9 protein-coding genes are annotated in these 13,600 nt (G+C 73.9%); 5 read left to right on the plus strand and 4 right to left on the minus strand.

The features are described from left to right. The first annotated feature begins 2 nt into the window (after positions 1-2). Positions 3-1,841, plus strand: coding sequence for a LuxR C-terminal-related transcriptional regulator (locus tag ACIQOU_RS27885; RefSeq protein ID WP_401540449.1), 1,839 nt, complete (start codon positions 3-5; stop codon positions 1,839-1,841). A gap of 131 nt (positions 1,842-1,972) precedes the next feature. Here ACIQOU_RS27885 and ACIQOU_RS27890 read toward each other — a convergent pair whose 3' ends face one another. After that, positions 1,973-4,537 carry a CHAT domain-containing protein gene (locus tag ACIQOU_RS27890; protein ID WP_401540556.1) on the minus strand — a complete coding sequence of 855 codons (2,565 nt, stop codon included), beginning with the start codon at positions 4,535-4,537 and terminating at the stop codon, positions 1,973-1,975. A gap of 148 nt (positions 4,538-4,685) precedes the next feature. Here ACIQOU_RS27890 and ACIQOU_RS27895 point away from each other — a divergent pair, with 148 nt between their 5' ends. From ACIQOU_RS27895 to ACIQOU_RS27905, 3 genes are all read left to right on the plus strand, one after another. Then, entirely contained in the window at positions 4,686-6,104 is a 1,419-nt protein-coding gene (locus ACIQOU_RS27895) for a S8/S53 family peptidase (RefSeq protein ID WP_401540452.1), read from the plus strand. Between the two features lie 80 nt (positions 6,105-6,184). Beyond that, entirely contained in the window at positions 6,185-6,760 is a 576-nt protein-coding gene (locus tag ACIQOU_RS27900; protein ID WP_401540454.1) for an RNA polymerase sigma factor, read from the plus strand. A gap of 23 nt (positions 6,761-6,783) precedes the next feature. Then, positions 6,784-7,257 carry a hypothetical protein gene (locus ACIQOU_RS27905; RefSeq protein WP_401540559.1) on the plus strand — a complete coding sequence of 158 codons (474 nt, stop codon included), beginning with the start codon at positions 6,784-6,786 and terminating at the stop codon, positions 7,255-7,257. 15 nt (positions 7,258-7,272) lie between these two features. Here ACIQOU_RS27905 and ACIQOU_RS27910 read toward each other — a convergent pair whose 3' ends face one another. The 3 genes from ACIQOU_RS27910 to ACIQOU_RS27920 form a co-directional block, all read right to left on the minus strand. Continuing rightward, a complete protein-coding gene (locus tag ACIQOU_RS27910) occupies positions 7,273-8,508 on the minus strand; it encodes a cytochrome P450 (protein WP_401540457.1) in 1,236 nt (411 codons plus the stop codon). 57 nt (positions 8,509-8,565) lie between these two features. Then, positions 8,566-9,402, minus strand: a complete 837-nt coding sequence (locus ACIQOU_RS27915) for an N-formylglutamate amidohydrolase (RefSeq protein WP_401540460.1) — start codon at positions 9,400-9,402, stop codon at positions 8,566-8,568. Positions 9,403-9,604: 202 nt separating this feature from the next. Next, a complete protein-coding gene (locus tag ACIQOU_RS27920; RefSeq protein ID WP_401540463.1) occupies positions 9,605-11,824 on the minus strand; it encodes an NADP-dependent isocitrate dehydrogenase in 2,220 nt (739 codons plus the stop codon). Between the two features lie 233 nt (positions 11,825-12,057). Between ACIQOU_RS27920 and ACIQOU_RS27925 the strand changes: the two genes are divergently transcribed. Continuing rightward, entirely contained in the window at positions 12,058-13,599 is a 1,542-nt protein-coding gene (locus ACIQOU_RS27925; RefSeq protein ID WP_401540465.1) for a M1 family metallopeptidase, read from the plus strand. Position 13,600 lies beyond the last annotated feature (1 nt).

Here is a 13,600-nt window from a genome sequence, read left to right on the forward strand (position 1 = left end):
CCGTGACGACTTTCGAACGCGACGCGAAGACCCTTGAGCTGCCCTGGCCGTTCACCGCCCGCGAGGACGAACTGGAGCTGGTCCGACGGTCCCTGACCGCGGGCGCGCACGGCATCCTGGTGACCGGACCGGCCGGTTGCGGGAAATCCCGGCTGGTCACCGAGGCCGTGCGGGGCACCGACCGGGCCCGGGTGGCCGGCACGCCCGAGACCCGGCACCTGCCCTTCGCCGCGTTCGCCCACCTGCTGCCCGAGACACCCTCGCTGCACCGGGCCGTCCAACTCCTGTCCGCCGTCCGGCTGCTGGTCGTCGACGACGCCCACCTCCTCGACGACGCCTCCGCCGCCCTCGTGCACCAACTCGCCGTGCACGGCCGCACCCGGCTGCTCGTCGTCGCCGAGGACGACGCCCCGTTGCCCGGTGCCGTCGCCCGCCTGTGGACCGGCGAGCTGCTGCCCCGCCTCGCCCTGGAGCCGCTCGGCCGCGAGGACGTCGAGCAGGTCCTCGCGGCGGGCGTCGCCGGCACCCCCGAGCCGCTCACCCTGAACCGGCTGCACCGCCTGTGCCGGGGCGATCTGCGGCTGCTGCGCGACCTGCTGGACGCGGCCCGTGAACACGGCGCGCTGGAGCGGCATCCCGACACCGGTACCTGGAGCTGGCGGGGCCCGCTGCCGCTGACGTCGACCGTGCGGGCGCACTGCGCGCGCGTGCTGGAGCGCACCGAACCGGCCGAGCGCGAGACCCTGGACCGCCTCGCCTTCGCCGAGACCGTGGCGCCGCCCGCCGACGACTTCGACCTGCGGACCCTGGAACACCTGGAGGCCGCAGGGCTGATCCACCTCGACGACCGGGGCACCGTCAGCCTCGCCCACCCCCTGTACGGGCCCGCGCTGCGGGCGGCCGCCGGACGCCTGCGGGCCCGCAGGCTGGCCCGTACTCCGGAACGGTACGGCCGGGCACTGGACGCGGAATCCGCCGCCCTGCGACGGCGCCTGGACCGGGGGGACCTGCGTCCCCTGGCGAGCCCGGTGGCGGAGTGGCTCGTCGAGGAGGGCACGCGCGTTCCGGCGGCGCACGCGGCCCTGCGCGCGCGTGCCGCACGGCTGCGCGGGGAGCTGCGGGAAGCGGCGGCCTGGGCGCGGGAGGGGCTGCGCGACACGCCGGGGGACCCGTCCTGCCGCGCCGAAGTCGCCCTGGCCGCCGCACAGTCGGGGGACGCGACGGGCGCGGGCGAGGCCGTCGCGGACGGTCCCGTTCCGGCCGGGGCCGCCGTCTGGCTCGCGGTCGTCGGCGGGGACACCGGCGAGGCCCTGGAGCTGATCTACCACGGCGACGAGGACCCCCTCGCCCGGTACGACGCCGTACGGCTCGGCGCGCCCGAGAAGGTCGCCGACCAGATGCCCCACGACAGCCCGTTCGCCCGCCACGCGGATGCCCTGGTGCGCGCTGACGGGCCCGCCCTGGACCGGGTGGCCGCCGAACTGGAGGAGCACGGGTACCTGTTGTTCGCCGCCGAGGCGTACGCGCAGGCCGTCCCGGCGCACCGCGACCCGCGCGCGTCCCGCACCGCACGCACGCGTGCCGTCGCGCTGGCCGCCCGCTGCCAGGGCGCCCGCACCCCGGCCCTGTCCGGCCTGGTCCTGGGCGAACTCACCGCCCGCCAGCGGCAGATCGTCACCCTCGCCGCCGCCGGACTCAGCAACCGCCAGATCGCCGAACAGCTCACCCTGTCGATCCGCACCGTCGGCAACCACCTGTACAGCGCCTACACCCGGCTCGGCGCCAGCGACCGGGGAGACCTGCCCTGGCTGGTCCGCCTCCCGGACACCCGCACGGCCTGACCCCCGAACCGGCGGTCTGACCCCGGACAGACATCGGGGGAGGGGTCGGACCGCCCTGAACGGCCGCCGCACAGGACAACCCCGGCCGCGCACAGCCCCGACACCGCCGACACCCCGTCACCCGGCCGGGGTCACGCCGCCCCGAACGCCGTGAACGCCCAGCCCGTCGCCTGGTGGGTGGCGTCGCCCGGCAGGGAGGCCCGGGCGTCGCGCAGGGCCTCGGCGAGGGAGAGGCCCGTGCTGACGCCCTTGTGCAGCGCCAGCATCAGCGGCACCACCGCCGCGTCGTTGACCGGAGCGCTGCTCGCCACCACCCCCGCCGTGCCGAGCGGCAGCAACGCCGTGACCAGGCCGAGGAGTTCGTCCGCGCCGACCGACGCGAGCCGCGCGGTGTCACAGCTCGACAGGATGATCCGGTACGGGCTGCGGTCCAGCCGTTCGAAGTCATGGACGATCAACGGGCCGTCGGCCATCCGCAACGACGAGAACAACGGGCTGTCCGCGCGGAACGTGCCGTGCGCCGCGATGTGCGCGAGCGCCGCCCCGTCCAGCTCCTCCAGCACCCGAGGCACGCGCGCGTCCTCGTGCTCAAGCAACGTCGGCCTGCCGTACCGGTCGGCCAGCTCCGGCACCTCAGCGCCGCCGGACGCGAGACCGGGGCCGCGCACCAGGACCTGCCGGTCGTCGGGCGGCGACTCGGTCTCCCGGGCCCGCAGCCAGCTGCTCGCCGACGGCGACACGCTCAGCACCCGCTCCCGCAGCGACGGCAGCAGCGCCCACGGCACCCGGTGCAACCGCCCCGGCGGAACGACCACCACCGGGCCCGAGCCAAGATGCGCCGCCGCCGGACCGAGCAGCAACTCCTCAAGGCGCCGCCCCATCGCCTCGACCAACGGCAACCGCGCGTCCGCCCCCGGATGCGCGAGGCGCCGCAACCCGGCCTGCACGTGCTCCGCCTCGCTCTCGGCGTCGGCCAGCAGCCCCGCCTCGAACCGCCGCACCCGCCCGTCCCCGCACAGCAGCACCTGCACGCGCCCGTCGACCACCGCCAGCTCCACCAGCCGCGCCCCGTCGAGGCGCCCGAGCAGCCGGCCGGCGTCGAACCGGTCGCCGTCGCCCGGTGTCTCCCCGCGGATGTGCAGGGTGCGGGAGCGGATCTCCCGTTCCAGGCGCCGTTGTTCCCGCTCCAGGGCCGGGACCGGGCGCCCGTCGCTGCGGGCCTCCTCCGCGCGGGCGGCGATCTCCCGGAACGCGGTCAGATCACCGAGCAGCGCCGGATCGGCCGGCGGCCTGGTCGGCGGCGCCGACAGCACCGTCGCCCGCCACCGCTCGCTCCACACCAGCAGCCGGCGCGGCCCACCCGACTCCAGGCTGGCCTGCTGGGCCAGCGCCGCCAGCTCCGCGCCCTGCTCGGTGGCCCGGGCCCGCAACTCCGAGGCACCCAGCGTCATCCGGTGGTCGTCGAGGACGTCGAGACCGCGCCGGCACGCCTCCAGGACACCCCGGCCCGACCCGGCGGCCCGGGCCCGCAGCGCCTGCGCCGCCCAGCCCGTCATCCGCGCGAGCGGCGGCCCGCTGTGCCGACTGCGCGCCGCGACCGCCAGATGCCGTTCCGCGTCGTCCCGCCAGCCCAGGCCGAGCGCGATCCGGCCCGCGAGCAACGACGCCTCCGGCGCGGCCGGCGCCCCGAAGGAGGCCAGCCGCTCCGCCACGGCGGCCGCGTCGGCGACCAGCCGCCCCGAACGCCGCCCGGCGGCCACCCGCGCCTGGATCAGCACCAGCTTGGCGTGCGCCTCCCACCACGGCCGCCGTTGCCCCGCGAACAGCCGCACCGCGAGCGCCGCGCGCGCGATCGCCGTGTGCGGATCACCCGCGAGACGCGCCGCGCGGGCCGCCACCAGAAGCAGCTCCGCCTTGCGGGTCGACTGCCCGCCGATGCCGTCCAGGACGCCGGTCGCCGCGTCCGCCTCGGCGACCGCCTCGCCCGCGAGCCCGGCCGCCATCAGGACCTCGCAGCGCCGGATGTAGAGCATGAACGACGGCGTGCCGAGCTTCGCGTACCGCTCCTCGGCCTCGTCGAACAGCCGCAGCGCCACCGGGATGTCACCCGACCGGAACGCGGCCAGACCCCGGCTCTCCACCGCGTCCGCCTTGTCGTGCTCCTGCCCCGTGGTGCCCCACAGCGCCTCGGCCGCCGTGAAGTCGGCGTCCGCCCGCTCCACCGCGCCCACCGCCAGATGCACCGTCGCCCGCAGGGTCAGCGCCCGCGCCACCCAGATGACGTCGTCCACCTGCCGCAGCACCGGGATCGCCCGGCGCACGTCCTCCAGCGCCTCACGGTGCCGCCCGAGCACCCAGTGCGCGTAGGCCCGCCGGTAGAGCACGCGCGCGCGGGTGTGCCCGCTGCCGCGCTCCACCCCGCGCTCCAGCGCGGCGAGCCCCTGCTGAGTGCGCCCCGAATGCACCAACGCGACCCCGAGCGCGGCGAGCACGTCCGCCTCCCGGTCCGCCGACTCCGCGCGCGCGGCGAGATCCCGGGCCCGCCGCAGATGGCGCAGGGCGATCCGGATGTCGCCCCAGTCCCGCTGCCAGATCCCGATGACCTGGTGCGCGACGGAGGCATGCAGCGGCGACGGGTCCGCGCCGAGCACCCCTTCCGCCCTGGCCAGCGCGTCGTTCGGGGCGGCGAACACCATGGGCAGCAGTTCCAGTACCGATTCGCTTCCCCCAGTCACCCCACGGATGGTAGTGGTCCCGCTTGTGCACCACACCCGTGGGCGCTGTATCAAACCGCGACATGGGGGATCTGACCGACGAACGCAGTCTCACGGGGGAGGACACGACATGGCACCACAGCGTTTCCGCGAGCAGTTCGACCAGATCCAGCGATCACTGACCGACGTGCCCCTGGCGATGGGCCCTGACGACGCCGCCGAGTTCATCTACGAGAAGGGCGTCGTCCTCGCGCGGGACGGCGAGGAGGCCCGGCTCGTCGAGGACACGGTCCGCACGCATTTCACGGCCGCCGCCGGACTCACCGCCGACCACGTACGCCGGGCAGGCCCGGAGACCAACCGCTCCGGCATCACCCGCATCCAGGTCGGCGACCCCGGCCAGGGCGACGGCGGCGGCGACCACACGGTGGCCGGCGCGCTGCACGCCCTGCGGGAGCACGAGAGCCGCCAGGGCCGCCGCCTGGTCAGCCGCAACCACGTCATCGGCATCGCGGTCAACTCCTGCCCCGGCGACGAACCCGTCCCCACCCCGCCCAGCCAGCCACCCAACCCGGCCGCCACCGGCGCCGCCCACGACCCGGCCACCGCCGTCCGGGTCCTGGTCATCGACAACGGCCTCACCCACGACCACGCCGCCTACCCGCTGCTCGCCCACACCCAGGGCGACAGCCAGGTCCAGGAGACCGACGACACCGGCATCCTGTGCCAGTACGTCGGCCACGGCACGTTCATCGCCGGGCTCCTCGCCGCCGTCGCGCCCAACACCGACATCACCGTGCGCAACACCCTCAACGACTGCGGCGCCGTCCTGGAGTCCGAGTTCGGCGAGCTGCTCTTCGACGCCGTCGAGGAGAGCGGCTGGCCCGACATCCTCAGCCTCTCCGCCGGCACGCCCAACGGCCGCGTCGACGGACTCCTCGGCGTGGACGCCTTCATGCGGGCCCTGCGCGCCGAACGCACCCTGCTGGTCGCCGCCGCCGGGAACAACTCCAGCGCCACCCCGTTCTGGCCGGCCGCCTACGCCTCCCTGCCCGACTACGAGGACGTCGTCCTGTCGGTCGGCGCCCTGCGCGGCGACGGCGAGTTCGCCGCCTGCTTCAGCAACCACGGCACCTGGGTGCGGGCCTACGCCCCCGGCGAACGCCTCACCAGCTCCCTCACCGGCTTCGGCACCCCCGTGCCCTACATCTACCGGCACAGCACCTACGACGCCTGCCGCTACGGGTTCCGCTACCGGTGCACCTGTCAGTTCCCGCGCCACGCGGGCGTGCTGAGCGACGAGGGCGCCGCCGCCAAACCGGACCAGGTCATGTTCGAGGGGCTCGCACAGTGGAGCGGCACCTCGTTCGCCACCCCGGTCGCCGCCGGTCTCGTCGCCGCCGCGATGACGGCCCACGGCGAGCTGGACCCGCGCGCGGCGGCCCGGCGACTGCTCGCCGACACCACGGAGTTCGCGGAGGTGCGCGGGGCGCACGTACCGGCGCTCAAACCGGCCACCTGGCGGCCCGAACCGGTGGCCGTCCCATGACCCCCGCCCCGTCCGGCACACGTGCCGAAGCGGCCCTCCTCACGGCGTACGATGACATGCCGTACGTGAGGGGTGGGACCGTGGACCGTTCGGATGTCGGCGCGCTTGTCCAGTCGGCCGGCGACGGCGACGCGGCGGCCTGGAAGGCACTGGTGGAGGGGCTGAGCCCGCTGGTGTGGTCGGTGGCGCGAGCCCACCGGCTCTCCGACGCGGACGCCCACGAGGTCTACCAGACCGTGTGGTTCCGGTTCGCCCAGCACCTGGGGCGGCTGCGGGAACCGGAGAAGGCCGGCTCCTGGCTGGCGACCACCGCGCGCCACGAGAGCCTGAAGGTGATCAAAAGCCTGCGCCGGCTCACCCCGACGGACGATCCCCAACTGCTCGACCGGGTCAGCGACGACCGTACGCCCGAGCAGTCGCTGCTCGACTCGGAGGAAGCCGCCGCCCAGTCCGAGCGCATCCGCCACCTGTGGCAGGAGTTCGAGGAACTGGGCGAGCGGTGCAGGCAGTTGCTGCGTGTCCTGATGGCCTCGCCGCCGCCCAGCTACCAGGAGGTGTCCGCGGCCCTCGGGATCGCCGTGGGCAGCATCGGACCGCTGCGCCAGCGGTGTCTGCGACGCCTACGGGCGCGACTCGAAGCACGGGGAGCGATGTGAGCGACATGACGGGACCCAGCGACATGAACGACCTCGGGGACGAAGACCCCCTCGATGCGGCCGAGTTCGGGCTCGGCGTCCTGGAGGAGGAGCTGCGCGGCGCGGCATCGGTCCTGGACCCCGTGCCGACCGCCCTGGAACAACTGGCCCTGGAGGCCTTCGCGTTACACGACCTGGACGCGCGGATCGCGGAGCTGACCTTCGACTCGGTCGTCGACGCGATCCCGGTCAGGGGCGCCCTCGACGTACCGCGCATGCTGACGTTCCAGGCCGGCGCGGTCACCGTCGACATCGAGCTGACCGCGGACGGCCTGATGGGGCAGGTGCTGCCGCCGCAGACGGCCCGCATCGAGGTGCTGAGCGGTCCGCGCGCGGGCTCCCCGCTGACCACCGACTCGCTGGGCCGGTTCACCTCCGAGGAGCCCCCGTCCGGTCCGTTCGCGCTGAAACTGCGGACCGGCGAGGGCGTCGTCGTCACGGACTGGCTGACGGCCTGACCCGCGCCGCCCCGCTCACCAGGTGACCGGCAGGTCGCGCGGCCCCCGGATCATGGTCCGGCGCCGCCAGTGCACCTGGTCGGCGGGGACCGCGAGCCGCATCCCCGGCAGCCGCTCCAGCAGCGTGTCGACGAGCAACTCGGTCTGCATCCGGGCCAGTACGGCACCGGTGCAGTGGTGCGAGCCGTTCCCGAGCGCCAGGTGCGGGTTGGGGTCACGGTCGACGTCGATGCGGTCCGGGTCGGGGAAGACGTCCGGGTCGCGGTTGGCGGCCAGGTAGGACACGTACACGGGCTCGCCCGCGGCGATGCGGTGGCCGTGCAGCTCGATGTCCTCCAGGGCGATCCGGGCCAGGCCCACCGAGGAGCGGTGCGGGATGTACCGCAGCAGCTCGTCGAGGACGTGGCCGCGCGCACCGGGCGCCGACGCGCGTGTCCTGGCGAGGAGTTCGGGGTCGGTCAGCATCAGGAACAGCATCTGGCCGCAGTTGTGGGTGACGGCCTCGCCGCCGATCTGTAGCGGCCCGGCGAGCCCGACCGCCTCCTCCTCGCTGATCTCCCCGCGCCCCACGGCCGCGCCGAGCAGCGCGTACACGTCCTCGTCGGCGCTGCCCGCGCGGGCCCGGATCGTCTCGGTGATCCACCCGTACATGCCGTTCTTGGCCCGGTCGGCGGCCTCGGCGCCGCCCGAGGTGGAGATGATCTGCCGGGTCCAGGAGTGCACCCGGTCCCGGTCCTCGGCCGGCACCCCCATCACCTCGCTGACCACGGTGATCGGGAACGGTTCGAGGACCCGCTCGATCAGATCGGCCGGCGGCCCGTCCCGCACCACCCCGTCCACCAGGGCGTCGAGCAGTTCCTGCGCCCGGGGCCGCAGCCGTTTCATCGCGCTCACCGTGAACGCCCCCGCGACCGCCTTGCGCAGCCGGTTGTGGTCGGGCTGGTCGGCGAACGCGAGCGAGCCGGGCCGGGGCTTGAAGTGCGGTGCCATCCGGGTGACGGGACGGTTCTTCACCTCGGCGCGGCTGAAGCGCGGGTCGGTGGTGATGGCCCGGACGTCGTCGTAGCGGGTGGCGAGCCAGGCCCACCCCTCGCCGTGCGGCAGCCGGATGCGGGTCAGGGGGCCCTCCCGCATCAGCTCCCTGAGCACCGGATCGAAGTCGGGGCCGGACAGGTCGAGGGCGGGCCAGTCCCGGACGGGCGGCGGGGTCCGTGCGGGCGGCGCGGTCAGGAGGGCGGGGTCCTCGGTCATGCCTCCACCCTCCTCGCGCCCCGGCCCACTGTCGCGCCGGAGTGCTCCAGCCGGTGGTCAGCCGCTCACCGCGTCGACCAGCGCGGCCAGCGCCGCCGCCAGCCGGTCGAGACCGGCACCGGCGGGCCCGCCCGGCTCGGTCATGTAGGTGTCCCGCCGGATCTCCACCATCAGCGCGCTCACCCTCGGCTCCCCGCGGTAGAACTCCAACGGCACATAGGTCCCGGCGAACGGGCTGTCCACGCCCGTCTCCCCGACCCCGGCGAACGCCTCCCGCGCCGCCGCGAGCAGATCCGGCGGCGTGTGGAAGGCGTCGGTGCCCAGGCAGACCGGCGGCCGGGGGCCCTCGCCGTGCAGTTCGTAGGGCAGGGGCGCGGTCGGGTAGGAGTGCACGTCGATGATCACGGCCCGCCCGGCGACGGCGAGCCGGTCGGCGACGGCCCGCGTCATCGCCCGCGCGTACGGCCGGAACCAGCGCGCCAGCAGCGGTTCGGGGTCGGTGTCCGAGGGCCGCAACGGCTGCCGGTGCGTGGTCCGCGTGTACACGGCGCCCATGCCGACGGCGAGCATCTCCTCGCGCGCGTCGGGGAACCGTTCCGGGTCGACGACCAGTCGCGACAGCCCGTTCACGAACCGCCACGGCGCGGCGGCCGCCCGCCCGGCCGCCGCCTCGGCCAGCTCTGCCGTGTGCGCGTCGGTGAGGTGGTCCAACTCCCGTTCCAGCGCCGGGTCGTCGAGCAGGATGCCGGCGCGCACGTCGGCCGGGATCGCCCGCGCCGCGTGCGGCACGTGCAGGACGACGGGGGAGCCGGCCGCGCCGGGCAGGAGCGCGAAGGGCGGTGCGGCGAGGGGCGGCATGGCGGCTCCGGGGGCGTTGTCAGTGGCGTAGTGCATGATCAAGGTGACACATCGACGGGCGTCCACGGGAGCCGCCCGTGAACGCCGGTCACGACGGGGGGAGGGGCCATGTCGATCACCGACCGGGCGGCGCGTGACGTGGCTCCGCCCCGGAGGCCGGGTGGCTCTCCGGGGCGGAGGGGGCGCTACCGGCGGACGCGTTCAGGTCCGCCGTCGGCCCGGGCCGGTGACGTGAGCGTCAGCCCAGGTCGGCCAGGGCCGCGTTCCAGGTCGCCGACGGACGCATGATCGCCGCCGCCTTCGCCGGGTCGGGCTGGTAGTAGCCGCCGATCTCGGCAGCCTCGCCCTGCACCGCGCCCAGCTCGTCGACGATCCGCTGCTCGTTGGCGGCCAGCGTCTCGGCGAGCGGTGCGAAGGCCTTCGCCAGCTCGACGTCCTCGGTCTGCTTGGCCAGCTCCTGCGCCCAGTACAGGGACAGGAAGAAGTGGCTGCCGCGGTTGTCGATGCCGCCGACGCGACGGGCCGGGGACTTGTCCTCGTTGAGGAAGGTCGCCGTGGCGCGGTCGAGGGTGTCGGCCAGCACCTTGGCGCTGGCGTTGCCGGTGGTCTCGGCGTACTGCTCGAAGGACGGCACCAGCGCGAAGAACTCGCCCAGCGAGTCCCAGCGCAGGTAGTTCTCCCTGACCAGCTGCTGCACGTGCTTCGGCGCGGAACCGCCGGCGCCCGTCTCGAAGAGGCCGCCGCCCGCCATCAGCGGGACCACCGACAGCATCTTGGCGCTGGTGCCCAGCTCCAGGATCGGGAACAGGTCGGTCAGGTAGTCACGCAGCACGTTGCCGGTCACCGAGATGGTGTTCTCGCCGCGCCGGATGCGCTCCACGGACAACTTGGTCGCCTCGACCGGGGCGAGGACACGGATGTCCAGACCCTCGGTGTCGTGCTCCGCCAGGTACGTGCCGACCTTGGCGATCAGGTTGGCGTCGTGCGCGCGGGTCTCGTCCAGCCAGAACACGGCCGGGTCGCCGCTGGCACGGGCCCGGGTGACGGCCAGCTTCACCCAGTCCTTGATCGGGGCGTCCTTGGTCTGGCAGGCGCGGAAGATGTCACCGGCGGAGACGGCCTGCTCCAGGACGACGTTCCCGGCCTGGTCGACGAGGCGGACCGTGCCGGTCGTCGGGATCTCGAACGTCTTGTCGTGCGAGCCGTACTCCTCGGCCTTCTGCGCCATCAGACCGACGTTCGGCACCGAGCCCATGGTCGACGGGTCGTAGGCGCCGTGGGCGCGGCAGTCGTCGACGACGGCCTGGTAGACGCCGGAGTAGGAGGAGTCCGGCAGCACCGCGAGGGTGTCGGCCTCGGCGCCGTCCGGGCCCCACATGTGGCCGGAGGTGCGGATCATGGCCGGCATCGAGGCGTCGACGATCACGTCGGACGGCACGTGCAGGTTGCTGATGCCCTTGTCGGAGTCGACCATCGCGAGGGCGGGACCCTCGGCCAGCTCGGCGTCGAAGGAGGCCTTGATCTCGGCGCCCTCCGGCAGCGACTCCAGGCCCTTGTAGATGCCGCCCAGACCGTCGTTCGGGGTCAGACCGGCGGCGGCCAGCTTGTCGCCGTACTGCGCGAACGTGTTCGGGAAGAACGCGCGCACCACGTGACCGAAGATGATCGGGTCCGAGACCTTCATCATCGTCGCCTTGAGGTGCACGGAGAACAGCACGCCCTCCGCCTTGGCCTGGGCGACCTGCTCCGTGAGGAACTCGCGCAGCGCGGCCACCCGCATCACCGAGGCGTCGACGACCTCACCGGCGAGGACCGGTACCGACTCGCGCAGCACGGTGGTGGAGCCGTCGTCGCCGACCAGCTCGATGCGCAGCGCGCCCGCCTCGGAGATCACCGCGGACTTCTCGGTGGAGCGGAAGTCGTTGTCGCCCATGGTCGCGACGGCGGTCTTGGACTCGGGGGTCCAGGCACCCATGCGGTGCGGGTGGGTCTTCGCGTAGTTCTTGACCGAGGCGGGGGCCCGCCGGTCGGAGTTGCCCTCGCGCAGGACCGGGTTGACCGCGGAACCCTTGATCTTGTCGTAGCGGGCCTGGATCTCCCGCTCCTCGTCGGTCTTCGGGTCGTCCGGGTAGTTCGGCAGCGCGTAACCCTGCGCCTGCAACTCGGCGACCGCGGCCTTGAGCTGCGGGATGGACGCCGAGATGTTCGGCAGCTTGATGATGTTGGCCTCGGGCGTCTTGGCCAGCTCACCCAGCTCGTGCAGGGCGTCCGGGATGCGCTGCTCCTCGGCGAGGTACTCCGGGAAGACGGCGATGATGCGCCCGGCCAGCGAGATGTCCCGCGTCTCCACGGTGACACCCGCCTGCGAGGCGTACGCCTGGACCACCGGCAGGAAGGAATACGTCGCCAGGGCCGGGGCCTCGTCAGTGTGCGTATAGATGATGGTCGAGTCAGTCACCGGGTGCTCCGCTCCACGTCTGCAACATTGCTCGACATCAAGATATCTCCTGGGCGACCCGCGTTCGACAGCGGTCCGGCTCCCCGCCCCGTCGGTATCGGTCCGGTGGCGGACGCAACCGCACCGTGCCCGGTGTGGTCTTCGCGTGTGATCACCCGACGGACTCCCGGACGACCCCGTGAGTCGATCCGACGGCCGGAGTGACCACCCGGCCGCCCGAGCGAAAGCGAACGATGAGAAATCGCACCAGAGTGACCGGCCCGGCGGCCGTCCTGTTCGGCACCGCGGCGGCCCTGACCCTCGGCGCCCCCACCGCCTCGGCGGCCCCGCGCCCCGCGGGCGTCCCCGGCCCCGAGACCCTCGGCGACCCCGTCTTCCCGAACCTCGGCAACGACGGCTACCGCGTCTCGGCGTACCACCTCGACCTCGCCTACGACGCGTCGACCCGGCTCGTCGACGCCACCGTCACCCTCCACCTGACGACGACCGAAGCGCTCACCCGGTTCTCCCTCGACGCCCTCGGCCTCGACATACGCACCGTCCGCGTCGGCGGACGAAACGCCTCCTTCGAGCAGGCAGGCGAGAAACTGCGGATCACGCCCGCGACCCCGCTCCCCGCCGAGGCCCGGGCCACCGTCACCGTGGAGTACGGGGCCGACCCGCGCCGTTCGCTCGCGCACACGGCCTGGGTGCCCACCCCGGACGGCTTCGCGGTGTGCCCGCAGCCCCATTCCGCGCACACCGTCTTCCCCTGCAACGACCACCCCTCGGACAAGGCCGACTTCACCTTCCGCCTCACCGTCCCCAGCGGGCTGCGGGGCGTGGCCAACGGCCGGCTCACCGGCACCGAGAACCTCCCCGGCGACCGCACGGCCTACGCGTACCGCTCCCGTTCGCCGCTCGCGACCGAACTGGTGCAGGTCACCGTCGGCGACTACGTGATCAAGGAACGGCAGGGCCCGCACGGGCTGCCGCTGCGGGACGTCGTCCCGGCCGCGCGCGCCGAAGCCCTCGAACCGGCGCTCGCGCTGACCCCGGACATCGTCCGGTGGGTGGAGGCGCGGCTCGGCGCGTTCCCGTTCGAGACGTACGGGCTGCTGCCCTGCAACTCCGACGACGCGAACGCGTTCGACTTCACCGGCCTGGAGACCCAGACCCTCACCCTGTACAAGCCGGCCTTCCTTCTCCAGGAGGAGAAGAGCATCGGCTCGCACCTGATGCACGAGGTGGTCCACTCCTACTTCGGCAACAGCGTCAGCCCCGGCACCTGGGCCGACCTGTGGCTCAACGAGGGCCACGCCGACTTCTACGGGCTCCTCTACCGCTACGAGCGCGGCTGGGCCGACTCCCTCGGCCTGACCACGATGGAAGCGCGGATGAAGGACACCTACGCCCGAGGCGACCAGTGGCGCGCCACCTCGGGCCCGGTCGCCGCCCCGAACGAGGCCACCCTCTTCGACAGCCAGCGCTACCTCGGCGGCGTGCTGGTCCTGTACGCCCTGCGCAACGAGATCGGCGAGGACGTCTTCAACGCCGTGGAGCGCGCGTTCCTGACCCGGTTCCGCAACCGCTCGGCGACGACGGACGACTACATCGCCGTCGCCACCGAGGTCTCGGGCCAGGACCGCTCGGGCTTCCTGCGCGACTGGCTGTACGGCACCAGGACCCCCCGGATGCCCGGTCACCCGGACTGGACGGTCACCCCCGTGACGCCCGCGCTCGTCGCGCCGCAGCACCGCGCGAGCCGGCCCCACGACAACTCGGCCACCCTGTAGG

The sequence above is a fragment of the Streptomyces sp. NPDC091279 genome (genome assembly GCF_044757465.1).
GTDB lineage: Bacteria > Actinomycetota > Actinomycetes > Streptomycetales > Streptomycetaceae > Streptomyces.

Coding starts and splice junctions, on each gene's coding strand:
- ACIQOU_RS27910 (WP_401540457.1), bottom strand. CDS start 8,508: ATGACCGAGGACCCCGCCCTCCTGACCGCGCCGCCCGCACGGACCCCG.
- ACIQOU_RS27925 (WP_401540465.1), top strand. CDS start 12,058: ATGAGAAATCGCACCAGAGTGACCGGCCCGGCGGCCGTCCTGTTCGGC.
- ACIQOU_RS27890 (WP_401540556.1), bottom strand. CDS start 4,537: ATGGTGTTCGCCGCCCCGAACGACGCGCTGGCCAGGGCGGAAGGGGTG.
- ACIQOU_RS27915 (WP_401540460.1), bottom strand. CDS start 9,402: ATGCACTACGCCACTGACAACGCCCCCGGAGCCGCCATGCCGCCCCTC.
- ACIQOU_RS27895 (WP_401540452.1), top strand. CDS start 4,686: ATGGCACCACAGCGTTTCCGCGAGCAGTTCGACCAGATCCAGCGATCA.
- ACIQOU_RS27905 (WP_401540559.1), top strand. CDS start 6,784: ATGAACGACCTCGGGGACGAAGACCCCCTCGATGCGGCCGAGTTCGGG.